At 31.4% G+C, this 25,248-nt stretch carries 23 protein-coding genes and 1 riboswitch; of the genes, 17 read left to right on the top strand and 6 right to left on the bottom strand.

The features are described from left to right. Positions 1-32 precede the first annotated feature (32 nt). The 10 genes from BS101_RS18825 (at position 33) to BS101_RS18780 (ending at position 11,198) form a co-directional block, all read left to right on the top strand. Positions 33-923 carry a dihydroorotate dehydrogenase gene (locus tag BS101_RS18825; RefSeq protein WP_073540200.1) on the top strand — a complete coding sequence of 297 codons (891 nt, stop codon included), beginning with the start codon at positions 33-35 and terminating at the stop codon, positions 921-923. A 10-nt stretch (positions 924-933) separates the two neighbouring features. Continuing rightward, positions 934-1,506, top strand: a complete 573-nt coding sequence (gene pyrE, locus BS101_RS18820; protein WP_073540199.1) for an orotate phosphoribosyltransferase — start codon at positions 934-936, stop codon at positions 1,504-1,506. Positions 1,507-1,958: 452 nt separating this feature from the next. Next, positions 1,959-2,747, top strand: a complete 789-nt coding sequence (locus BS101_RS18815) for a hypothetical protein (protein WP_073540198.1) — start codon at positions 1,959-1,961, stop codon at positions 2,745-2,747. Between the two features lie 70 nt (positions 2,748-2,817). Continuing rightward, positions 2,818-3,606, top strand: coding sequence for a sugar phosphate isomerase/epimerase family protein (locus tag BS101_RS18810; protein WP_073540197.1), 789 nt, complete (start codon positions 2,818-2,820; stop codon positions 3,604-3,606). Positions 3,607-4,035: 429 nt separating this feature from the next. Then, positions 4,036-5,328 carry a trigger factor gene (gene tig, locus BS101_RS18805; RefSeq protein ID WP_073540196.1) on the top strand — a complete coding sequence of 431 codons (1,293 nt, stop codon included), beginning with the start codon at positions 4,036-4,038 and terminating at the stop codon, positions 5,326-5,328. Between the two features lie 147 nt (positions 5,329-5,475). Then, positions 5,476-6,060 (top strand): ATP-dependent Clp endopeptidase proteolytic subunit ClpP, encoded by a 585-nt coding sequence (gene clpP / locus BS101_RS18800; RefSeq protein ID WP_073540195.1) that lies wholly within the window; start codon positions 5,476-5,478, stop codon positions 6,058-6,060. A gap of 19 nt (positions 6,061-6,079) precedes the next feature. Then, the gene (gene clpX / locus BS101_RS18795; RefSeq protein WP_012103683.1) at positions 6,080-7,372 is read left to right on the top strand and encodes an ATP-dependent Clp protease ATP-binding subunit ClpX; all 1,293 of its coding nucleotides are present in this window, start codon (positions 6,080-6,082) and stop codon (positions 7,370-7,372) included. Between the two features lie 116 nt (positions 7,373-7,488). After that, positions 7,489-9,813, top strand: a complete 2,325-nt coding sequence (gene lon, locus BS101_RS18790) for an endopeptidase La (protein WP_073540194.1) — start codon at positions 7,489-7,491, stop codon at positions 9,811-9,813. Between the two features lie 12 nt (positions 9,814-9,825). Continuing rightward, positions 9,826-10,419 (top strand): ribosome biogenesis GTP-binding protein YihA/YsxC, encoded by a 594-nt coding sequence (gene yihA, locus BS101_RS18785; RefSeq protein WP_073540193.1) that lies wholly within the window; start codon positions 9,826-9,828, stop codon positions 10,417-10,419. A 77-nt stretch (positions 10,420-10,496) separates the two neighbouring features. Beyond that, positions 10,497-11,198, top strand: coding sequence for a CPBP family intramembrane glutamic endopeptidase (locus tag BS101_RS18780; protein ID WP_073540192.1), 702 nt, complete (start codon positions 10,497-10,499; stop codon positions 11,196-11,198). Between the two features lie 100 nt (positions 11,199-11,298). Here the strand turns inward: BS101_RS18780 and BS101_RS18775 are convergent, their stop codons facing one another. Beyond that, a complete protein-coding gene (locus tag BS101_RS18775; RefSeq protein ID WP_073540191.1) occupies positions 11,299-11,679 on the bottom strand; it encodes a hypothetical protein in 381 nt (126 codons plus the stop codon). Positions 11,680-11,940: 261 nt separating this feature from the next. Here BS101_RS18775 and BS101_RS18770 point away from each other — a divergent pair, with 261 nt between their 5' ends. Continuing rightward, complete coding sequence (locus tag BS101_RS18770; protein WP_073540190.1) at positions 11,941-12,903, top strand: helix-turn-helix transcriptional regulator; 963 nt, start codon at positions 11,941-11,943, stop codon at positions 12,901-12,903. Between the two features lie 145 nt (positions 12,904-13,048). On the opposite strand, the gene BS101_RS18765 is transcribed toward BS101_RS18770, so the two are convergent. Further along, positions 13,049-13,990, bottom strand: a complete 942-nt coding sequence (locus BS101_RS18765; RefSeq protein ID WP_073540189.1) for an FG-GAP repeat domain-containing protein — start codon at positions 13,988-13,990, stop codon at positions 13,049-13,051. Positions 13,991-14,115: 125 nt separating this feature from the next. On the opposite strand from BS101_RS18765, the gene BS101_RS18760 reads away from it, so the two are divergent. Continuing rightward, positions 14,116-15,342, top strand: coding sequence for an ABC transporter substrate-binding protein (locus BS101_RS18760; protein ID WP_073540188.1), 1,227 nt, complete (start codon positions 14,116-14,118; stop codon positions 15,340-15,342). 135 nt (positions 15,343-15,477) lie between these two features. On the opposite strand, the gene BS101_RS18755 is transcribed toward BS101_RS18760, so the two are convergent. Continuing rightward, positions 15,478-15,900 carry a Fur family transcriptional regulator gene (locus BS101_RS18755; protein ID WP_073540187.1) on the bottom strand — a complete coding sequence of 141 codons (423 nt, stop codon included), beginning with the start codon at positions 15,898-15,900 and terminating at the stop codon, positions 15,478-15,480. 211 nt (positions 15,901-16,111) lie between these two features. On the opposite strand from BS101_RS18755, the gene cobS reads away from it, so the two are divergent. From cobS to BS101_RS18740, 3 genes are all read left to right on the top strand, one after another. Further along, complete coding sequence (gene cobS, locus BS101_RS18750) at positions 16,112-16,870, top strand: adenosylcobinamide-GDP ribazoletransferase (protein ID WP_073540186.1); 759 nt, start codon at positions 16,112-16,114, stop codon at positions 16,868-16,870. Positions 16,871-16,913: 43 nt separating this feature from the next. Further along, positions 16,914-17,966, top strand: a complete 1,053-nt coding sequence (locus tag BS101_RS18745; RefSeq protein WP_073540185.1) for an FAD:protein FMN transferase — start codon at positions 16,914-16,916, stop codon at positions 17,964-17,966. Between the two features lie 129 nt (positions 17,967-18,095). Beyond that, on the top strand, positions 18,096-18,293 hold the full coding sequence (locus BS101_RS18740; RefSeq protein WP_012103672.1) for a DUF1858 domain-containing protein: 198 nt from the start codon (positions 18,096-18,098) through the stop codon (positions 18,291-18,293). A gap of 206 nt (positions 18,294-18,499) precedes the next feature. Here the strand turns inward: BS101_RS18740 and BS101_RS18735 are convergent, their stop codons facing one another. Then, positions 18,500-19,423, bottom strand: coding sequence for a cation diffusion facilitator family transporter (locus BS101_RS18735; protein WP_073540184.1), 924 nt, complete (start codon positions 19,421-19,423; stop codon positions 18,500-18,502). Positions 19,424-19,727: 304 nt separating this feature from the next. Here BS101_RS18735 and nifJ point away from each other — a divergent pair, with 304 nt between their 5' ends. After that, complete coding sequence (nifJ, locus tag BS101_RS18730; protein WP_073540183.1) at positions 19,728-23,246, top strand: pyruvate:ferredoxin (flavodoxin) oxidoreductase; 3,519 nt, start codon at positions 19,728-19,730, stop codon at positions 23,244-23,246. 36 nt (positions 23,247-23,282) lie between these two features. Here the strand turns inward: nifJ and BS101_RS18725 are convergent, their stop codons facing one another. Together BS101_RS18725 and BS101_RS18720 are read right to left on the bottom strand one after the other, a co-directional pair. After that, on the bottom strand, positions 23,283-23,444 hold the full coding sequence (locus BS101_RS18725) for a CDIF630_02480 family spore surface protein (protein WP_073540182.1): 162 nt from the start codon (positions 23,442-23,444) through the stop codon (positions 23,283-23,285). Positions 23,445-23,565: 121 nt separating this feature from the next. Continuing rightward, the gene (locus BS101_RS18720; protein ID WP_073540181.1) at positions 23,566-24,210 is read right to left on the bottom strand and encodes an undecaprenyl diphosphate synthase family protein; all 645 of its coding nucleotides are present in this window, start codon (positions 24,208-24,210) and stop codon (positions 23,566-23,568) included. Between the two features lie 325 nt (positions 24,211-24,535). On the opposite strand from BS101_RS18720, the gene greA reads away from it, so the two are divergent. Beyond that, a complete protein-coding gene (greA, locus tag BS101_RS18715) occupies positions 24,536-25,000 on the top strand; it encodes a transcription elongation factor GreA (RefSeq protein WP_073540180.1) in 465 nt (154 codons plus the stop codon). Positions 25,001-25,143: 143 nt separating this feature from the next. Next, positions 25,144-25,240: riboswitch (SAM riboswitch) on the top strand. Positions 25,241-25,248: the final 8 nt, after the last annotated feature.

The raw sequence follows: 25,248 nt of genomic DNA, 5'->3' as shown, positions 1-25,248 counted from the left end.
GCACATTTAAAAGGAAGGGAAGATTAATTATATTGATAGATATATGTGGGGTAAAGTTTAAGAATCCTGTAATTGCCGCTTCTGGAACTTTTGCCTTTGGAACAGAGTACAATGAAATTTATGATGTGTCAAAATTGGGAGGCATATGTTCTAAAGGGCTTACACTGGAGAGAAAAGAAGGTAACCTTGGCATAAGGAGTTTTGAAACCAGATCAGGCATGTTAAATAGTGTAGGGCTTCAAAATCCTGGAGTGGAACATTTTATAAAAGTGGAACTTCAAGCCATGAAAAAATTCAATACAGTTATTATAGCTAATTTAGGGGGAAACAGTGAGGAGGAATACATAAAGGGAGTGGAAAAATTAAATGACTCTATAGTGGATATTATAGAGCTTAATATATCTTGTCCTAATGTAAAAAGTGGAGGTATGGCTTTTGGAATAAAGTCTGAAGTGGCTGGTAAAATTGTGGATTCTGTAAAGAGAGTATGCAGAAAACCTCTTATGGTAAAACTGTCTCCTAATGCAGAAGATATTGTAGACATGGCCTATACATGTTGTGAGGCAGGGGCAGATGCACTTTCTCTTGTAAATACATTTAAAGCTATGGCTGTGGATATAGAAAATAGGAAAGCTGTATTTGACAATATAACTGCGGGACTTTCTGGACCTGCAATAAAGCCTATAGCTCTCAGAATGGTGTATGAAGTTTCAAAAGCTGTGGATATTCCTGTGGTGGGAATAGGTGGAATATGCAGCTGGCAGGATGCCCTAGAATTTATAATGGCAGGAGCCAGTGCAATACAGGTTGGAACAGCCAATTTTATAAAACCTGATATTTGTTTGGACATAATAGAAGGTATAGAAGAATATATGAAAAAAGAGAAAATTAAAAATTTGGATGAAATAAGAGGAATAATATAAGAGGTGGATTATGGATAATTTAGTTATAAAGGAGTTAAAAGAGGTAGGTGCACTTTTAGAAGGACATTTTTTGCTTTCTTCGGGAAAACATAGTGATAAATATTGTCAGTGTGCAAAACTTTTACAATATCCCTCTAGGGCAGAGAAGGTAATAAGAGTTGTTGCAGATAAATTGAAATATGTAGATTTTGATAAAATAGTCGGTCCCGCCATGGGAGGAATTTTAGTTTCTTATGAACTTGCAAGACAAACAGGAAAACCTGGTATATTTGCAGAAAGACAGGATGGAAATATGATTGTAAAAAGAGGATTTGAAATAAATAAAGGGGAGAAAATAATAATATCGGAGGATGTGGTGACCACAGGAAAATCTTCTTTAGAAGTTGCCAAAGTAATAGAAGGATTGGGCGGGGAAGTTATAGGTATATGTTGTATAATAGATAGGAGATCAAAAGATGTTAATATACCTTATCCTATTTATAGTGCAGCAAAATTAGATATAAATACTTATGATAAAAAAGATTGTCCTATGTGCAGAGAAGGACTAGAATATGTAAAGCCGGGAAGTAGGGTGTTTAAATGACAATGCACAATGTACAATTCACAATGCACAATTCACAGTTCACAATGCACAGTTGATAGTTCACGTTGTATCATGATTTAAAATAAGTTTATAAAAAATTTATATTGAATTCATTTCTTTATAGTAAATTGATTATTTGTAAAATTTAAAACATTTTATATTATAGTTAATTGAATTTTGGAAATGAATTTAATTTTTGGTGCAGAAATTTAACTTTACCTTTTAAAGTATTATATTTGTACTGTGAAAATTTTGGGTTTGGTAATTTTAATAGGTTCATAAAAAATTATTACTATTTATCTCATTTTTGAGGTATAATAAGTAATAATTTTTAACATAGTATGTTATTATATACATGGAGAATTTCAATAATTTCTTTGGGAATGTGAGCTTGATATTATATATTTTTGATTTCTGTTTCCATTAATACGGAGTATAGGAGGAGTTTTTTAGTGGGTAAACCAAGTATTTTTAGTAAAGATTATGGAAAAAAAATGAGACAACGCAGAAGAAATGTAATAATATTGGTTGTAGCATGTTTACTAGTTATAACTTTATGTGTAATTTATATAAGAGGAGCATTTAAAGATGTGGTAAATACAAAAAATGCAAAGGTTAATAATTCAGCTGTAGATAAACAGACTACGGATAATAATAAAAATACATCTCAATCCAGTAACAAAACTGAAACTAAGGAAAAAGACACGAAAAAAGAAAATTCCTATAAAGTACAATTAAGTGATGGCAGAGATATCACATTAACTTATGAGGGGGATAGTAGTAATAAGGTATTTAAAAGTGTTGCTGCAGCGTCTGGCGATGTGGCTTATGATATTAATCCATCACACAAGAATGTGATTTTATTTGATAATGCAGCTCAAAGTATACTATTGATTGATATGGAGGGTAATAAACAGGATATAACAAATCAACAGTATGTTTCCACTTCAGGAGAGGTTATACAGAAGAGTTCTCAAATGGCAAGTAATCCATCCTACGTATGGTGTTCTTCTCCAAAGTTTTTGGATGATGGCAATATTGCATACATAAGCCAGTTACCCTGGATTGGGAAAACCGCCAAATATGTTTGGATAGAAAATATTCAGGATAAAAGTCATGTCATGGTGCAAAGCATACAGGGGGAAAATGTACAATTAGGGGAACTCACAGAAAAAGGACTTACGGTGACTGCAGATGGAACTACTTTTTATATGACGGCATCTGGTGCTGTAAGTCAGTAGAAGGTACTTTATTTTGACTTAAACTTCAATAGATGAGTATTTTAAAGCAGATAATATTTTTGGAGGAATTATGAATGTAGGATTGTCTTCCGCCAGTTTTTATCCCTATGTAAATACAGAGAACAGTATAGCTTTAATGAAGAATCTGGGATTTAATTCTGGGGAAGTATTTTTAAATAGCATTAGTGAATATGAAGAAGATTTTGCAAATATAATTTTAGAACAAAGTCTGGAGAATAATTTTAAGATCAATTCTGTACATGGGTTTTCTTCTTCTTTTGAGCCCTATTTATTTGATAAATATAAGAGAAGGAGAGATGATTCCTTTTTGCAGTTTCAAAAAATATGTAAATTCACCAAGATTGTAGGAGCTGATTGCTACACTTTTCATGGAATGAGAAATAAAAGGTTAAGTGAGGTTTCAAAAGAATTTGTATTTGATATATATGATAAGTTATTATATATATCAGAAGAACAGGGAATAAAGCTTTGTCAGGAAAATGTATTTTGGTGTATGTCGGGTAATATTGATTTTTTATATATGCTGAAGGAAAAGTATGAAAACTCAATATATTTTACATTGGACATAAAGCAGGCATATAGAGCAGGGAGGACACCTGAAGAATACATAGAGGTTATGAAAAATTCCATAGAAAATCTACATATAAATGATAGAAACCGTGAAAATTCTTGTTTGCTTCCTGGAAAGGGAGATGTAAACTTTAAAAAAATATTTTGTAAATTAAAGGAAATAGGGTATAATAAGATAGGAATAATTGAAGTATATAGAGATAATTATAAGGACTATGAGGAATTAAGTATTGCCGGAGATTATATTAAAAGTTGCTTTACATATTAAAAAAAACTATAAAAGTTGTGTTTTTTGATATATAATTATAATACTACTGTTTTTTAGTATTATGCTAGAAATATGTAATTTAAATTTGTGGCTAGCAGTGTCCATAGAACATATTGTTAAAAGAATTTTAGACTGTAATTATGTATAAATTAAATATTTATCCGGAGGCGGCAATTAGCTAATATTGCTATCTTCTTCAAAGTGGAAGATAAACACGGTTAACGCGCCTGGATAGGTTTTTTTAAGGTTCAGATGGAGATAAGCGTCTTTCTATGTCAAATTCCAACTGAATCTAAGAGTCACTTGATATCAAATAAACCGTAAGATAAGTAATATACTAGGTATATAGGAATGTTTATAAATATATGGTATAATGGCATAGTTGAATATAAGCGTGTAGAGTAACTAGTTAGTAGGAGGAATTTTATAATGAATGTTAAAATGGAAAAAATAGAAGAGAATGTTGTAAAATTAGAGATAACTGTAGAAGCAGACAAATTTAATGAATCTATGAAAAAAGCCTTTGCTAAAAATGCAAAGAAATTTAATATACCAGGCTTTAGAAAAGGTAAAGCGCCTATGAATATAATAAAAAAATATTATGGTGAAGGTGTATTTTACGAAGATGCAATGAGCTTTTGTTGTGAAAGTACATATCCAGAGGCCTTAAAAGAAAATAACGTAAATCCAGTAGATTATCCTAAAATTGAGGTAGTTCAAATTGGAGAGGGAAAAGAATTTATATATACAGCAGAAGTGACTGTATTCCCAGAAGTTAAATTGGGAGAATATAAAGGTGTTGAAGTGAAGAAGAATACATATGACGTTAAAGAAGAAGACATAGAGCAGGAATTAAAAAACATGCAGCAAAAGGATGCTAGAATAGAAACAAAAGAAAATGGAAGTATAGAAAATGGGAATATAGCTATAATAGATTTCAAAGGCTTTGTGGATGGCAAGGAATTTGAAGGTGGAGAAGGACAGGATTATCAGCTGGAAATTGGTTCTGGCACTTTTATAGATAATTTTGAAGAACAATTAATAGGATTAAATGCAGGTGACTCAAAGGAGGTTAATGTAAAATTTCCTGAAGAGTATGGAATAGATGATTTAAATGGAAAAGAAGCTGTATTTAAGGTAACAATCAAGGAAATAAAAGTTAAAGAAGTGCCTGAATTGGACGATGAATTTGCAAAAGAGGTATCAGAATTTGATACATTGGATGAGGTTAAAGAAGATATAAGAAATAAAAAACAAGAAGCAAACAAGCTGAGAGAGGAAAGAGAATTTGAAGAAGCAGTCTTAGAAGCAGTTTGTTCAAATACAGAAATAAATATTCCTGAAGTAATGGTGGAAAAAGAAGTTGATAATATGATTAGAGATTTAGAAACTAGGTTAAAATATCAAGGACTAGATCTTGAAACATATTATAGGTATACTAATAATGACGAACAAAAAGTTAGAGAGTACATGAGGGAGACCTCAGAGAAAAAGGTAAGGGCAGATCTTGTAATTACAGAAATAGCAAAGGTAGAAAAAGTAGAAGTAAGTGATGAGGAAATTAAGGAAAAGGCTACTGAAATAGCTAAGCAGTATGGCAGCGATGATGTAGAAAAAATGGCAAAAATAATTTTAGATGGACAGAAAGAATATTTGAAAATTCAGATAGTTAATGAAAAAGTGATGAAAATGCTAGTAGACAGCAGCAAAATAATAGCATAATATTATAAAGTATAAAGATTAATTGTCAGAAGGTTTTCTGGCAATTAATTTCAAATATATAGATAATTGCACCATAGTATTAAAGCTTTAATTACTAAAATTTTGCAAGGTTCTATAAAAATTATTATGTAAAAGGAGGAAAGTTTTATGAGTTTAGTACCAGTAGTTGTAGAACAGACTAATAGAGGGGAAAGATCTTATGATATTTATTCTAGACTTTTAAAAGATAGAATAGTAATGTTAAGTGAGGAGGTAAATGATGTTACTGCAAGTCTCATAGTAGCACAGCTGTTGTTTTTAGAAGCAGAGAATCCTGATAAAGATATATACTTTTACATAAATAGTCCAGGAGGTTCAATAACAGCAGGTATGGCAATTTATGATACAATGCAATATATAAAATCAGACGTATCCACTATATGTATAGGAATGGCAGCTTCCATGGGTGCATTTTTACTCACAGCTGGTGAAAAAGGTAAGAGATTTGCCCTTCCAAACTCTGAAATAATGATACATCAGCCTCTTGGCGGATTCCAGGGTCAGGCAACTGATATTGGAATTCATGCGGATAGAATACTTAAAATAAAGAAGAAATTAAATGTTATAATAAGTGAAAAAACAGGTCAATCAATCGAAAAAGTTGAAAGAGATACAGAAAGAGACAATTTTATGACGGCAGAAGAAGCTAAAGAATATGGATTGATAGATGAGGTTTTTACAAAAAAGAAATAACCTTTAGTGAGGTGTGAAAATGGCCAAAAATGATGATAAGAAACAGCTTAAATGTTCATTCTGCGGTAAGACGCAGGATCAGGTAAGAAGATTAATTGCAGGTCCGGGAGTATATATTTGTGATGAATGTATAGAACTTTGCTCTGAGATAATAAGTGATGAGTTCGAAGAAGATATTCAGATAGATATGACTTCTATTCCAAAGCCTGTGGAGATAAAGAACTATCTTGATCAATATGTAATAGGTCAGGAGGATTCAAAAAAATCACTTTCAGTAGCAGTATATAATCATTATAAAAGAATAAATTCCAATAACAATTCAAATGATGATGTAGAACTGCAAAAAAGCAATATACTTTTACTGGGACCCACAGGTTCTGGAAAAACTCTTTTAGCTCAGACTCTGGCGAGGTTTCTAAATGTGCCCTTTGCAATCGCAGATGCTACTACTCTAACAGAGGCTGGTTATGTAGGTGAAGATGTAGAGAATATACTGCTTAAATTAATACAAAATGCGGATTATGATATAGAAAGAGCAGAACATGGAATAGTTTATATAGATGAAATAGATAAGATAGCAAGAAAATCAGAGAATCCATCTATAACCAGAGATGTATCAGGAGAAGGAGTGCAGCAGGCACTTTTGAAAATATTGGAGGGTACAGTGGCTTCAGTTCCTCCACAGGGAGGAAGAAAACATCCTCATCAGGAGTTTATTCAAATAAATACCACTAATATATTATTTATTTGTGGAGGAGCTTTTGATGGTATAGACAGTATAATAGAACGCAGAACCAGAGTTAGTACTTTAGGATTTGGAGCAGAAATACAATCTAAAAAGGATAAGGATATAGGAAAACTTTTAAAGCAAATAATGCCGGGAGATCTGTTAAAATTTGGACTTATACCAGAATTTGTAGGAAGAATTCCTATTATAGTTACTTTAGAGGCATTAGACAGGGCAGCATTAATAAGTATATTAAAAGAACCCAAAAATGCACTTGTTAAACAATATAAAAAACTTTTTGAACTGGACGATGTAGAACTTGAATTTAAAGATGAGGCCTTAGAAGCAATAGCAGATGAAGCTTTAAAGAGAAATACTGGTGCTAGGGGCCTCAGGGCTATTATAGAGGAAACTATGAAGGATGTAATGTTTGATATCCCTTCAAAAGAAGAGATAGCTAAAGTTATAATTAATAAGGATGCGGTGAGTACAAAAATGCCAGAACTTATAGAGGCTGAAAATGGGAAAAGGACTCCTATTAAATTAAAAAAATCAAGAACACGAAAGGGCCCTGAAACTGCATAATCTTATTTAAAAAGAGTACTGGTGTCGGTACTCTTTTTTAAATAAGCTGCTGCTTATAAGTAAATTCCCCTTGTATTGTTAAAATTATCTAAGAAAATATTAAAGGAGAGAGAGATATGGATAGAGACTTTAGAGAACTTCCTCTGATCCCATTAAGAGGTATTACTATATTTCCATATATGGTTTTGCATTTTGACGTAGGTAGGGAAAAATCAATACTTGCTTTAGAAAAAGCCATGCTTGAAGAACAGAAAGTGTTTTTGACTGCACAGAGGCAGGCAAAGACCGAGGAACCAGGTAGGGAGGATATCTTTAACACAGGTACTATTTGCAACATAAAGCAAATATTAAAACTTCCAGGTGATACAGTAAGAGTATTGGTGGAAGGTGAAACCAGAGCCTTGCTTAAGGAATATATTAGTGAAGAACCTTTTTTCAAGGTTAAAGTTGAAGTTCTAGAAGATGAAGAAAACTATAATGAAAATAAAGACTGTGAAGCACTTGTACGTGCTATAAAAAAGAATTTTAATGAATATGTAAAGTTATCAGGCAATATACCTGCAGAAACTATAATAACATTAGATGAGATAGATAATCATGGAAGATTGGCAGATACTATCAGTTCTTACTTAATGTTAAAACAAGAAAAAAAACAGGAGCTCCTTGAATCTTATGAAATAGAAGAAAGACTTCAAAAAGTACTTGCAGTACTGGCAAATGAAATAGAAATTTTGAAATTGGAAAGAAAAATAGGAATTAAAGTAAAAAATAAAATAGATAAGGTTCAAAAAGATTATTATTTGAGAGAACAGTTAAAGGCAATACAGGAAGAGTTAGGGGAAGATGATGAGAATAAAAAAGAAATGAAAAGATATAAGAATAAGATAAGTAAGGCTAAACTTCCTAAAGCTGCCAAAGATAAAGCACTGTATGAATTGGACAGATTAAAAAATACAGGGGCATATTCAGCAGAGGGAGGGGTAATAAGAACATATTTGGATTGGATATTAGAACTTCCATGGAATACTCAGACTAAAGATAATTTAAATATAAAGTCTGCTAGGGATATACTTGAAAAAGAGCATTATGGCCTAAAAGATGTAAAAGATAGGATAATTGAATATTTATCGGTTAAGAAGATGAGTAAATCTCTTAAAGGGCCTATACTTTGTCTTATGGGGCCTCCGGGAGTGGGAAAGACCTCCATAGCTAAATCCATAGCCCATGCATTAAATAGAAATTTTGTTAGAATGTCTCTTGGAGGAGTAAGAGATGAAGCCGAGATAAGGGGACATAGAAAGACTTATGTGGGAGCTATTCCAGGAAGAATAATATATGGTATGAAACAGGCAAAATCTAAAAATCCTCTGTTTTTACTGGATGAGATAGATAAAATGAGCAATGATTTTAGAGGAGATCCTGCAGATGCACTTTTAGAAGTATTAGACAGCGAACAAAATAATTCCTTTAGGGATCATTATATGGAACTGGATTTTGACTTGTCAAATGTTATGTTTATAACCACAGCAAATAGCATAGGCAACATACCTAGGCCACTTTTTGATAGAATGGAAGTTATAGAGGTATCTGGATATACCAGCGAGGAAAAATTTCATATATGCAGAGAATATTTAATACCTAAACAATTGCAGGAGAATGGTATAAAGAATAATGAAATTGTAATATCGGATTCATCTATATATAAGCTGATAGATAATTATACCAGAGAATCTGGAGTTAGAAGCCTTGAGAGAAGGATTGCCTCTGTTATAAGAAAGGCAGTAGCTGAGATGATGGAAAAAGATAAGAAAAAAATTAATATTACTTTGACTAAAATAAAGTCTTATCTTGGAGCCGAAATATATACATATGATAAAATTGACAAAGAGGATAAAATTGGTGTGGTAATGGGAATGGCATGGACAGGATATGGGGGAGATACACTGCCTATAGAAGCAACAATTATGTCAGGAAATGGAAAATTGGAATTGACAGGTCAGCTTGGAGCTGTAATGAAAGAGTCTGCTAAAGCGGGATATAGCTATATAAGAGCAAATGCTGATAAATATGGGGTAGAGAGTGATTTTTATAAAAAATATGATTTACACATACATGTACCAGAAGGAGCAGTACCAAAAGATGGGCCTTCTGCAGGAGTAGCTATGGTAACGGCAATGATATCTGCTCTGAGCAAAAAGAAAGTCAAGCACAATGTAGCTATGACTGGAGAAATAACATTGACAGGAAGGGTACTTCCTATAGGGGGACTTAAAGAAAAAAGTCTTGCTGCATATAGGGCAGGTATAGATACAGTCATAATACCTAAAGATAATGAAAAACATCTATTGAAAATACCAAATACAGTTAAAAATAAATTGAATTATATCCTTGCGGATAACATAGATATAGTACTAGAAAATTCAATTTCAAATTATAGTTAGGTGGGAGTGTTTATGGAAATAAAACAAGCAGAGTTTATAATTTCTGCAGTGCATCCATCCCAATATCCTAAAGATAAAAGGATAGAAATAGCATTTGTGGGAAGGTCAAATGTGGGTAAATCTTCTCTTATAAATGCACTCACAAATAGAAAAAAATTGGTTAAAGTAAGTGGTACACCAGGTAAAACCAGATTGATTAATTTCTTTTTAATAAACAATGAATTTTATTTTGTAGATTTACCCGGTTATGGATATGCTAAAATTTCTAAAACAGAGAAGAAGAGTTGGGGTAAAGTAGTAGAGGATTATCTCAGAGGCAGGGAAGAATTAAAAAGAGTAATACTACTTTTAGATTGTAGGCATAAACCAACAAATGATGACATAACTATGTATAAGTGGTTAAAGTATTATAACTATCATACCATTATTGTTGCTACTAAGGTTGATAAAGTATCCAAGAGCCAACTATTCAAAAATTTAAAAATTATAAAAGATACTTTAAAACCAGAGACTGGAGATGAAATTCTAACTTTTTCATCCCTTAATAAACAGGGAAAGGAAGAATTTTTGAAAGTATTGGAATCTGTGATAAATTTTTATTCCTAAATATTTAATGTGAATTTAAGTATGGGTTATCAAGGTATTATTAAATACCTAAAATAATAGCACAAGGGGAAATAACCATGTTTGGATTAGAGATTATAAAGAATATCCTTGTATTTATAATTGTATATATACCGCCACTTCTGATATTTACAAAGTTTTGGAGGGAAAGAAGGAGAAGTAATTTACTTCTTGCATTAATTGGAATATTATATATAGTTAGTTCCATATTTGTGGAAAACTTTGTTCCTTTCATATTTGTACTTTTAAATATAAGGTATATAAAATATACCAATGAATTTAATGAATTTGATATAAAAAATTTTAAATTTGTTAAAGCATTAAATTTGACAATTATATTTTATATAGTAAGTATTGGTATATCTACAGTTCAAACTGTCATACTTTCTAATTTTAAGCTTGAATTAAAGCATCAGGAAATAGTAACTAATATGGTAAATATGCCGCTGAAAAAATTTTTAATAATGATACCTATAGTTATAATTTTCGCACCTGTACTTGAAGAATTCGTATTTCGGTGGTTTCTGTTTAAAAAGGTATTTTCTGGGAGAATAGGAGTGTATTTGGCTGCATTTTTAAGCAGTGGCATATTTGCGTTAATTCACTTCAGTTTAAATGCCTTTGCAGTAATACTGTGGGTGGGCTTGTATAATTGTTATTTAATGAATAAGAAAGGATACTGGTACGCAGTATTTAATCACTTTGTATTTAATTCCATAACCATAGCGGCACTTTTAACAGAAAAACTAAAATTCATGTAATTTGTATCATTGTTAGAATAAAAATACTATCAGGATTTATTAATTGATCTTGATAGTATTTTTTATTTAATTCATTTTTAATTTACTTTTAATTAAAAACTTATTCATCAGAATTTTTAAAGTTGGAATTCATAAGATCATTTAACATTTTTGCTGCATCAGGAGAGTTCTGGAGTTCTTTTATCGTACTTAGCAATTGTTCTTTTGTAGAACTTCCATTTTCTATTTTAGATAATCTATTTTCAAGTGCAGCAAGTTGAGACTTTATATTAGATTCATTAAATCCAGATTTATTAGCTGCATTAGATATATCTCCTAAATCCAAATTATTCAGCATTGAACTCAATTTATCCTTAGATAAATTATTGTTACCCCCGCCTAAAACGGATAATATGGACATAAGTTGAGTAATATCTATATTTCTTAAAATATCACCTAAATTAAAGCCTGTATCATAATTTTTGCGACGGTGTTTTGACATTACATTCACCCCTTATTCTAAGTAGAAATTTAATAAAATTTATTAAAAAGATAGTAGACAATGTAGACTTAATTATACTATATACTATTCCTAAGCGGAAAATTTGATACAGAAAGTAAAGTATGTACTAAAATTATAGATATCTAAATAAATTGTTCTAAATAATACAAATTTTAATTTTATATAAAAATACACTAAAAAAAATATAGAAAATGACGATATATATTAGGTATTATGATATTTACACTGGAGGTAAAATGCATGTCTAAAATTTCTAACTTATTAGAAATGATAATAATATTACAATATAAAGAATTAACTACAGCCTCAGAATTATCTGAAATGTTAAAGGTGGACAAGAAAACTATATATAGATATATAAATAGTTTGAATAAAGCTAATATACCGGTTCATACCAGGAAAGGGAGATATGGAGGATTTTACATAGACAAGAGTTTTTATATGAAATCTGCAGATTTAAACGAGGAAGAACTTAAAGCTCTACTTATGGCTTCTCAAACCTTTACTGAGAAAACAGGGTTTATATATGAAAAGGATTTAAAAAGTGCCATTCATAAAATAAAGAGTTTACATATAAATAAAAATATGAATTTAGATAGAATAGATAATACAGGAGGCTTTTCCATAGATTCAATAGGCAGTGTGGAAAATTTAGAGCATAAGATATATGAAATTAATTTTTCTATGAGCAGGGGACGAAGTTTAAATATAAATTATTTTTCCATAAATAAAAATGATTTAACTATGAGAAAGGTGGATCCTTATGACTTAATATTTAAAGAGGGTGCCTGGCATATAATAGGGTATTGTCATATGAAGGATGATGTGGAGAATTTTCAACTGAATAGGATAAAAAGTTTGAAGGTAAGCAATAATATTTATATGAGGCCGCGTACTTTTTCTTTAAAAGATTATTTAAATAATCATTGGGGATTATTCGTTGGAGATAAAATAAAAATAGTAATAAGATTTGATAAGGAAATAGCCAGTTTTATTCAACATACCAAATGGCATGCAAATCAGATTATAGATGAATTACAGGGAGGAAGTATACTATTTAGCTTATATGTAGATGATATTAAAGATGTAAAACAGTGGATACTGGGTTTCGGAAAAAATGCAGAGGTAATTGAACCTAAGGTACTAAAAGAAAGTATCAAATTAGAAATAGAAGAATTGTATAAAAAATATTATAATTTTTAATTTATGTGAATACTTTATTCCTATTTGGATATTATAATAAATGTAATTGGAGATATAATTCTCCTTTACATCAGATAACAAGTTTTATTTGATGTAATAACCCCCCATCCCCCTTGGGACCGCGTTAAACGGTCCCTTTTATTTTTTACCTTTGCTTTTTGTATATGGAAGCAATTTTAAAGTAATAATTATCTTTACTATTTTTATCCGGTGTTAGTATTAAATCCAATGTGTAATTCTTTACTATGCTATTATCTGCATTGGATATACCCCTGAAATTTAGTGTCCAACAGATTTCTGATATGTCCCCTTTATTATCACATTTATTTTCCTTAAATAAAGCATCTTGAAATACATAGGAATTATTTTCTCCAGAAAGCCTTCCTATTAAAGACATGTCCTCTTTAGATATATCGGATGAAAATATACTGTTTGGCTTATAATACTCGCTTTCTGGGAGACCTTCAATAAGTTTTATGAATGTATATATAGTATCTTTGCCTATAAATGTTTTGTTGGTATCATAACTATAATTTGTAAATTTATAATTTAAAAAAATATAATTTGAAAAGGCTATGTTATTTCCTTGAATTTTACCGGATATAACTTTTGGGGTTTTATTATTTTTACAATCTATAAATCCCAATATGTCATTAGAATTAGAAAGAATATTGTCAAAATTATTATTATGGAATACAAAAACACGCTGCAGTGGCTTGTTGTTTTTGGAACCTTGTATAAATATTTCTGGAACCTTATTTCTGGATATGTCCATAAGGGTAACTCTTATGGGCCAATAGGGAGAATAAGTTTCAATTATAGGGGAATTTTCGTCTGTTTTAAAACTAAAGGTTTTATTGTTAATTGTTACTTCCATTAAGTAATTGTCATCTACTCGGGTAACAGACAATATATCTTCCTTTCCGTCTCCATTAAAATCAGCTTTTATATTTTTATTATTGGAAATAGTGTTGGATGTAGGAGAGGCTTTGGATGTTATAAAAAGTATAAATAATATTATAAGTAACAATATTAATATTACAAGATAGATATGTGTCTTTTTTAGAAATAGTACCCTGAATTTCATGAATTTCACCTCCATTTAATTATATGAATGTATTATATATTTAATTATTATGTATAAAATAAATTTGTAGAATATTAATGTTTAATTTGATCTGTATCTTATTAAAAAGTGAGATGAGGGAAGATATGGTTTACAAGAGTAAGGGTATAGCAATTCTATTAATTATAATATGTACATTTAATTTATATGCCTGTGGTAGAAAAGAAGAATCTTTAAAAAATAAGCAGATAAGTTTATATATAGGTGTAAAAGATAAGGAATCCTTAAATATAATAAAATTCTTAACAGATGAATATAAGAAGGAAAATCCTAAAGTTCAACTTAATATAAATAATGCCATAGGCAGTAAAATAGAAGAGGATATAAATGAAAGTAAAGATATAGATGTTGTATTTACTTCTAGAAATGATATGTTGAAGCTAGTTAGGAAAAGTCTTTTAGCCGATATGCGGGATTTATATGAGGAAAATAATTTAAGTGGTAGGTATTATACCGTGGCAAAATCCTATGGTAGATTTAATGATAGATATTATGGAATTTCTATGATTCCATATACAATAGAGATAATATTTAATAAAGAAGCACTTAATAAATTAAATTTAAAGGTACCAAGCACAATAAGTGAGGTGGAGGGGATTTTAAAAGTTCTTAATTCTTCATCTCAAAGAGTACCTGTGGTATTAAATGAAGGAATGGATATAAATAATACCATATTTTCTATAATATTAAATAACATGATTCCAATGAGAAAGCTTGAAAATATATATGATAGTGGCGCTTCAGAATATAAACAATTAAATCAGGTTCAGAAAAGCTTCGATATTTTAGAAAATCTAGTGAAAGGTGGATACGTAAATAAAGATACTTTTGAAATAGGAAATGAGAGTACTATAGAAAAACTTAACAGAAATAATATTCCTATGGTTATCGCCTCTTCCTATTATGCAAATAAGTTTGATAATTCCAATATAGAATGTTTGAAGTCCTATGATTTAGAAGGCAAGAATAGATTAAAAGTTCCCGTTATGTCAGATGCTATAATAAGTATTCCTATGAATAGTGAAAATAGAGATATAGCAGATGAATTTGTAAAGTATATATTTAGTGATGATGTGCAAAAAAAGTTATCTAAAAAAGGATTTGTAACAGCTAATAAAAATGCCAATACTTCTAAGGAAGGAATTAAAAAGACTGTAATAGAGCATTTACAAAATAGTACAGAAGATAATATTAGTTTTATATATAATATACCGGAAAATTTCACAAATAATATATCTTCTAAAATAGAGAGTATGCTTTCAGGAAAATATACTGATAATGAATGGAATGAGGTAGTGGATGAATCTTATTAGAAGTTATGAAAAAAGGCAGAACAATGATTATCTCCACTTTAAGAGGGGGATTGAAATAGAGTTCTAAAATAAAGGTAGGCAGTTACTTGTATTTGTTTAAAACAGTAACTGCCTTTAGCAATCTCAACCAACTTATTAATGGGTTTTATTTTTGAGGCAATCTTTACATATTCCATAAAAATAAACTTGGTTGCTTATTACCTCATAATCAACACAGTCCTTAATTTTGTCATTTAAGCTTGTAAAGCAAACTCCTTCTACATCATCGACTTTTCCGCAGTGTAAGCACTGTATATGCGAGTGAGGGGAAGTGTTTCCATCATATCTGAAGTTCCCTTCGCCTACATTGATTTCCTGGATTAAATTTACTTCAACTAATGTTTTTAACGCTTTATATATAGTTGCCAGGCTCATAGTAGGATAATTTACTTGAAGGGTCTTATATATAGTTTCAGCAGAAGGATGTTCCTTGGTAGATTGTAGGTACTTATATACTGCAATTCTCTGAGGAGTAAGTTTCAATTTTTTTTCTTTAAATATAGAAGTTAAGTTATTCATATGCACCACCTTCATTCTGATATTAATTATAATTATATAATAAAAATTATTGTTTGTCAAAAATAATCTATAAGTAATGATTTTCAAAATTGTAAAATTATCATATAATTTGTCATAGATATTTTAAGTATATGTAAATTTGTATATACTACATTGTTATAATATAATAAATAATATCAGTATTTGATTAATTATGGAAAGGTAAATTATTATGAAAGAACTTTTAGATGATTTCTTTTTAATGCTTCAACTATTGACCAGGATTCCAATTAATAGAAATTTACTTTGCCGCAGAGAAAATTTCAGGAGGGGAGCTAGCTTTATGCCCCTTGTAGGAGTGATAGTTGGGGGAATACAGTGGATTATATATAAATTATGTATAATTATATTTTCACTGAATGTTTCTATTGTTATTGTAATTTTAGCGGGTATATTACTCACAGGTGCATTGCATATAGATGGCCTGGGAGATATGTGTGATGGTTTTTTTTCTTTTAAGGAAAAGGGTAAAATAATAGAAATTATGAAAGATAGTAGAATAGGAACATATGCTTGTTTGGCTATTATAATAGATGTACTTTTAAAATATAGTTTTTTTTGTTCTATAGTACCTTCCTTTTCTTTAATAATAATAATTGCACCTGTTATATCTAGATTTTCAATAGTTTTTATAGCTTTTATAGGAAAACCAGCTAAAAGCACTGGTTTGGGAAATCTATTTATAGAGAATATAGGTAAGTGGCAACTTTTTTGGGCTGCTTTTATAACGGTAATTACTTTATGTTTTTTAATGAATATGAATTTTATATATGTGGTTATATTAATATTTGCCGGGCTATTTATGTCATTTTTGTTTAATATATTCTGTAATAGAAAAGTAGGAGGACTCACTGGGGACCTACTGGGAGCAAATAATGAAATAATAGAAATACTTACTATGGCTATGTTATGTGCTATAATTACAAAGTAGATTATGAATTTATTAAATGATAATTAAAGGGAGATAAATAAAAATGACCTATAAGAAAAATAAATATATGGTTCTTACTGCAATTATAATGGTCTGCGTAATTTTTTTATGCTCATGTGTAAATAATTATTCTTCTTTGGAGCCTATCTCAAAAACTGAATACATGTTGGGTACTATATGTACTATAACTGTTTATGATGATAAAAAAGATACAGTTATAGATAAAGCTTTTAATAGAATTAAAGAAATTGAGAATAAGATGAGTGTGAATAAATCTGGTACGGAATTAGATGCAGTAGCAGATGCAGCAGGTAAAAATTTTGTTAAAGTATCAGAGGATACTTTCTATGTTCTAGAAAAGGGGAAGTATTATTCGGAGAAATCGTCAGGAGCTTTTGACATAACTATTGGGCCTCTAGTAAAACTTTGGGGAATAGGTACAGATCATGCCAAAGTTCCCTCCCAGCAGGAAATTAATGAAAAGAAAGCATTAGTAAACTATAAGGATCTTATATTAGATGAAAAGAACAATAAAGTAATGCTGGCTAGACCAGGGATGTCTTTGGATCTAGGGGGAATAGCTAAAGGATATTCAGCAGATGAAGCTGCCAGAATATTAAGAGAAGGAGGAGTTAAACATGCTATTATAAATTTAGGGGGAAATGTAATTGTCCTAAATAATAACGTGAACGGTAAGCCATGGAAGATAGGAATACAGAATCCTTTTGAAGATACTGGGGAAGAAATGGGAACTATAGAAGTTACTAATAAAACTATAGTTACTTCAGGTATATATGAAAGGTATTTAGAAAAAAATGGCAAAAAATATCATCACATATTAAATCCATTTACAGGGTATCCTATGGATAATAATCTGGCTAGTGTTACTTTAGTTACTGATGTTTCCATAGACGCAGATGCCATGACCAAAAACATATTTTATTTAGGGGTGGATAAAGGAATGGAGTATGTGAAAACAATAAAGGGATTAGATGCCATATTCGTAACTAAAAATAAAGAAGTATATGTTACAGAAGGATTAAAGAGCAATTTTCATGTTGATAATTCCAGTTTTTCATTGATGAATGGCAAATAATAATCTTTTTCATTAGAAAAATCATTTTAATCTTGATATGATGTGATTTTAGTATTAAAATAGATAATAATTATAATTAAAAAGACAACTATATACTTAGTAAAAAACTGTTAAAGAGAGGTTAATATTATGGATAAAATTAATAAGGATACTACTGTGGGAGAAGTAATAAGAATGAATCCTGCAAATGCTCAGAAACTTATGAATTTTGGAATGGGGTGCGTAGGATGCCCTTCTGCACAATCTGAGACATTAAGAGAAGCTTCCTTGGTGCATGGAATAGACCTTGATAGATTAATTAAAGCATTAAGTGAAGATAAAAACTAAACAAGACATTAAAAGCAGATAGGATATTAATTCCTATCTGTTTTATATTTTTATCCGATCGCTACCACTGCTAACACCCCCATCTTCTATCAAAGGGGATAAGCACTGCTGCGCGCCTGGATAAGTTCTTCTAAAGTTCAGCTGGAGAAAAGCAGTTCTCATAAGCAAACTCCACCTGAACCTAAGAATCACTTGATAAGGGTGCATCAATGCTCATCTCTTGAAGCATTGGCTGAGGTATATTCAGTATAAAAGGGACAGTTCCCGCAATTGTTATCACAAGATTCTAAGTGAATCATACATTCTGTATTTTTAAGAGAATATTCTATTTCTGTTTCTATTTTATCACAAATGTCATGGGCATTCTTTACAGACATATTTTGTGGAAATACCAGATGAAGATCTACATATCGCTTATCTCCTGATTTTCTAGTCCTTAACTTATGAAAGTCACAGTATCTAAAGTTGTATCTATTTAAAATTGAGGTTATGAGTTCAATTTCCCCATCACATAATTTTACATCCACCAGGGGGGCAAATGCAACCTTCAACAAAGTGAAAGCCTCTTTTAAAATGAATAAAGCTACAAATATGGCTATTACAGGATCTAAAAAATGAAGATCTGTAATCCATATGAGAAATAAACCAGCGCCTACTCCTAAAGAAGTATATACATCAGTCTTAAGGTGAAGAGCATCTGCCTCTAGGGCTATGGAATCTACTTTTTTTGATGTGTCATATAGTTTTTTAGATACCAAATAGTTTACGCCTGCAGATAAGAACATAACTATAAAACCTATATTTGATGAAGTAACTTCCTGACCATTTATTAATTTTTTGGCAGACTCTATTATTATCCATAAAGATGCTATAAAGATTAATACTGCCTCTAATACACCAGATACATTCTCAAATTTACCGTGTCCGTAAGGATGCTGCCTATCTGCAGGTTTAGATGATATTTTTACAGAAAAAAATGCTATTATAGATGCAGCTAAATCCATAGTAGAGTGTATGGCTTCTGATATAATGCTAACTGAGCCGGTGGACAATCCTGCCGCCAGTTTAATGCCAATCAACCCGGTATTGGATAAAATAGAAAGCTTAGCTACTTTTACCTTTTCTTTCACTTAAAACATCTCCTTTTAAGTTCAACAATTATCAAATGATAAATATAGATACCTATTATAATAGAGCAAAAATACCAATAAGTCAATAGATAAGCACTGCGATATGTTTTATCAATTGATAATTAAAATTAATTTAAATACTGCCTCACAATACGAAAAATTAGCTACGTATATAGTATATGTGAAATAGTTGGTTTTGATTAAGTTATTTGAAAATAAAATGTTTTTATAGTTTATATGCATGAGAATTTGTATATTTCAAATAATAGATAAAAGAATATATACTAAAGGAGGGTAATAAATTATGCATAAAATTACCAAGACTATGGATGGAAATGAAGCAGCAGCTTATGCTTCTTATGCCTTTACAGATGTGGCTGCCATATATCCAATTACACCATCTACGCCTATGGCTGAAGGGGTAGATGAATGGGCGGCTCATGGGAAAAAGAATATTTTTGGTCAGACTGTCAAAGTAGCTGAAATGCAATCAGAGGCAGGAGCTGCGGGAGCAGTACATGGCTCTTTAATAGCAGGTGCATTAACTACTACATATACAGCTTCACAAGGACTTCTGCTCATGATTCCCAATATGTATAAAATGGCAGGAGAGCATCTGCCTGCAGTATTTCATGTAAGTGCCCGTGCAGTTGCAGCTCATGCACTTTCAATCTTTGGAGATCACCAGGATGTCATGGCCTGCAGACAGACTGGATTTGCACTCCTGGCATCTTCTAACGTTCAGGAGGCCATGGATTTAGCTTTTGTGGCTCATTTAAGTGCTATAAAATCCAAAGTGCCATTTTTGCATTTTTTTGATGGATTTAGAACTTCTCATGAGTATCAAAAAATAGAAGTTATAGATTATGAAGATATCAAACCTCTGGTAGATTATGGTGCTATACAGGAATTCAGGGATAGGTCCTTAAATCCAGAACATCCTACAGTAAGAGGCACAGCTCAAAATCCAGATATATATTTTCAAAGCAGAGAGGTCTCAAACAAGTTTTACGATAAAGTACCTGAAATTGTAGAAAGATATATGGAGGACATAAATAAAATAACAGGGAAAAATTATAAGCCTTTTGAATATTACGGACACAAGGAGGCTGAGCATATAATTGTAGCCATGGGTTCTGTATGTGATACTATAGAAGAAACTATAGATTATTTGATGGGAAAGGATAAGAAAGTAGGATGTATAAAAGTACATCTTTACAGACCTTTTTCACCAGTTCATTTTTTAAAGGTACTGCCTTCAAGTGTTAAAGTTATTTCAGTGCTGGATAGAACAAAGGAACCAGGCTCCATTGGTGAACCTTTATATTTAGATGTATGCAAAGTATTTTATGAAAGAGATAACAGACCTTTTATATTTGGCGGAAGGTATGGACTTGGCTCTAAAGATACCACCCCTTCTCAGATATTAGCCGTATTTGAAAATATGATAAGTAATGAACCTAAAAAGAGATTTACTATTGGAATAACAGATGATGTAACCCACACTTCCCTGGAAGAGAAGAAAGTGGTAGAGACCACTCCTGAGGGAACTATAAACTGTAAATTCTGGGGGTTAGGTTCAGATGGTACTGTAGGAGCCAATAAATCTGCCATAAAAATAATAGGAGATAATACGGATCTTTATGTTCAGGCTTACTTTTCTTATGACAGTAAAAAATCTGGAGGAACTACTGTATCCCATTTGAGATTTGGCAAAAAATTTATAAAATCTCCTTATCTTGTGCACAGTGCAGACTATGTAGCATGCCATAATAAATCTTTTATATATAATTATAATATATTAAGAGGATTGAAAAAGAATGGTACTTTCGTGCTTAATTGTCCTTGGGAGGAAAGAGAATTGGAAGAAAAACTTCCGGCATATATGAAAAAATATATTTTTCAAAACAACATAGAATTCTATACCATAGATGCCGTTAAAATTGCAAGAGAAATCGGCCTCGGAGGAAGAATAAATATGGTAATGCAGTCAGTATTTTTTAAATTAGCTAAGGTAATACCTATAGATGAAGCCCTCAAGTATTTGAAAGAATCTTTAGAAAAAACTTATGGAAGAAAGGGTGAAAATATAGTAGAAATGAATAAAATGGCCGTGGATAAGGCCATAGAAGCTCTGAAAAAGGTGACTGTACCTGTAGATTGGATAAATGCAAGGGATTATGAAGGTGAAACCTGTGATGCTCCAGATTTTATCAAAGACATTCAAAAACCAATGGCGAGAAATGAAGGAGACGATTTACCTGTAAGTGCATTTTTAGATAGAGCAGACGGAGTATATCCTCTTGGAACAACGGCCTATGAAAAAAGAGGCATAGCTGTAATGATACCAGAATGGCAAATTGATAAGTGCATCCAGTGTAATCAGTGTGCAATGGTTTGTCCTCATGCCACCATAAGATCTTTTCTTTTAAATGAAGAAGAAGTAAAAAATTCACCACAGGGATTCCAAAGCAAAAAAGCTCTAGGCAGCGGATTAGATGGATTGAATTTCAAAATACAGGTAAGTCCTATGGATTGTACAGGATGTGGAAATTGTGCGGATATATGTCCTGCACCTGGAAAAGCACTTGTTATGAAGCCTTTAGAGGAGAAAGTCGACGTTGAATCACAAAATTGGGATTATGCACTAAAAATAACTCCAAAGGAAGATCTAATAAGTAGAAATACATTAAAGGGCAGTCAATTTATAAAACCTCTTCTAGAATTTAATGGAGCTTGCCCGGGGTGCGGAGAAACTCCTTATATAAGACTACTTACACAGTTGTTTGGTGAAAGAATGATGATTGCAAATGCTACAGGCTGTTCTTCCATATGGGGAGCCAGTACACCTTCCATAGCTTATACTAAAAATTCAAATGGAAAAGGACCTTCCTGGGGAAATTCGCTGTTCGAAGACAATGCAGAATATGGATATGGCATGTTTTTGGCAGTAAAACAAATGAGAGAGAGACTGAAGTTTCTCATGGCTTCTTACCTAAGAAATTGTAAATATGATGATATAAAAGAGGTCTTTAATGAATGGGTAAGTACCATGGAAGAGGGTGGTTTATCCAAAATAGCTTCAGATAAAGTAGTAAAGGTCATTGAAAATTATGACTATTTAAAAGATCCTATATTAAAAGAAATAATTGACAAGAAAGATTATCTGGCTAAAAAATCCCATTGGATAGTGGGCGGAGACGGATGGGCTTATGATATTGGGTTTGGGGGTGTAGATCATGTGTTGGCTTCAGGAGAAGATGTGAACTTATTTGTAATGGATACTGAGGTTTATTCAAATACAGGAGGTCAGTCTTCTAAGGCAACTCAAACTGGTGCCGTAGCAAAATTTGCAGCTTCAGGTAAAGTGACCAAGAAGAAAGATTTAGGACTTATGGCAATGAGTTATGGATATGTATATGTAGCTCAGATTTCCATGGGTGCTAATATGAATCATACCTTAAAGACAATAGTAGAAGCTGAAAATTATAAAGGACCATCTCTTATAATAGCTTATTCACCATGTATAAATCATGGTATAAAGACAGGGATGGGAACTAGCATGGCTGAAGAGAAAAAAGCAGTGGAGTGTGGATACTGGCATTTATATAGATTTAATCCTGTGCTAAAATTAGAAGGTAAAAATCCTTTTGTTTTAGATTCCAAAGAGCCAAAAGCTTCTTTCAAAGAATATATAGATGGAGAAGTAAGATTTTCTTCATTGAAAAATATTTTTCCAGAAAGGGCGGAAGGCCTGTTCAGCCTTGCAGAAAAAAATGCTGCAGATAGATATGGAATATATAAAAAATTATCTGAGATGTAAAAATAGATTAAAGGCCGCTTTAATACGGCCTTTAATCTATTTTTCATTACTGTCTACCCATTCTTTAGCATTTTCAACTTCTACTTTATTTGGTAGGGGTACTTCTGAAGTTGGCTTGGTTTTATATATATTTGCCCAGGAGGCTGTTTGGTGATTTTCTACAATTGGCTGCTCAATTCTTTCTTTATTCTTTGGCATGATTTTTATCACCTCATATATAGTATCTTCGAAAAATCATAACATATAAGTGGAAAAATTTGTCCCAACGCCAGAATCAGCTGATATTCCCATATTCTTAAAAGGTGATCTTTTCAGGTATCTATCCTCCTAAAGTTATATCCTGATGTCTATACCATTTGAGAGCTTGCATTAAATGTTCAGGTTTAAAATCCGGCCAGTAATCTTCTATTATATAAAAATCTGAGTATACTGATTGAACAGGAAGAAATCCACTGAGTCTTCTTCGTCCTCCCCAGCGTATAATTAAATCTATTCTAGTTATGTCACTGGAATTTAGATTACACATGATGGAAGTTCTGTTTGTAGTTCCAAGATCTTTTACACTACTTAAATCCCACTCCCAACCATAATTCACTAAAAAATTAATTTTTATTCCTCCTGTTCCAAACTTTTTTCTGACTGTATAAGGAAGAAGTGATTTAGGGAACATAGGAGAATCTGAATTGCCTACTACTAAAAGGGAAGCATTTTCTTTAGACAAAATTTTTACAGCTTCTATACAGGCCCTAGTAAATGCTTTGGTTTGAGGGGCAGGACGTTTCGTATTATCTGTGGTAAACCCATAATAAGTTAATTCTTTTATGCCTAATTTTTCACATAATTTAAATAACTCTATACCAGGTTTTAAACCAAAATTATAACCATTTTCCTTTGCCATACCATTTTTTAGTGCCCATCTTCTATTTCCATCTGGAATTATGCCTATGTGAGCTGGCATTGACATTTTTTAATCCTCCTTTTTATTTAAAGATGTAATAAGGTATATCTTTAAAACAATACTTTAAATTATTGCCAATACATTAGTAGATTATTCTAAAGAGGTATAATTTTAATTCTATTCTGTAACATAGGCTACCGACTATAAGCGTCCAAAAGGTAAAGTAGGAATTAAACTATTCCTACTTTATTTGCCTTTCACTTGTTATTTATTTTTATATATCTTATAATAAAATAGTAAAGTAAATAACTGTATGAAGGTTTTTAAGTTTATAGAAGTTTCATGATTTATAGAATAGAAACTTATAAAATTTGGAATGTAGGTGAGTTTTATGCAAGATGTAATTTTGACAGAAGCTGGTAAGAAAAAACTGGAAGAAGAATTAGAGTATTTGAAAACAGTGAAGAGAGTAGAAATAAAAGCTGCCTTAAAAGCCGCTAGGGCGCAGGGAGACCTTAGTGAAAATGCTGATTACAGTGCAGCTAAAGAGGATCAATCTATGACTGAGACTAGGATACAAGAACTTGAATATCAACTTAAAAATGCTGTAATAATAGAGAGTTCATTGGAAACAGATGTGTTTGATATAAATAGAACTGCTTTAGTAAAATTTTACGATGTGGACGAAATTGAAGAAGTAACATTGGTAAGTTCTGTGGAATCAGATGTTAAAAATATGAGGATAAGCATAGAATCCCCCTTGGGAAAAGCTCTTTTTAGATTAAAGGTTGGAGATAAAGCAACAGTTATATCACCCGATGGAAGCTATGACGTAGAGGTAGAGAAACTATTATAATGAATATATTTAATAGCGGAATATTTTTATTACTACATAAGTTGTGGGAGTTTATATAGAGCTCCTTTTTTGTGTGAATTGGCAGCATTGATGTTGACAAATATTTGTTGTTTTGTTATCATGTATGAAATTAAATAGTAAAATTCTTATTTTGAGAGACGGAGGGACTGGCCCCATGATGTCCGGCAACCTGAATATTTAAGGTGCTAATTCCAGCAGGTATTACCTGAGAGATAAGAAAAATGAAG

Source organism: Clostridium kluyveri (assembly GCF_001902295.1).
GTDB lineage: Bacteria > Bacillota > Clostridia > Clostridiales > Clostridiaceae > Clostridium_B > Clostridium_B kluyveri_B.
This window is presented reverse-complemented; position numbering and strand designations above follow the sequence as displayed.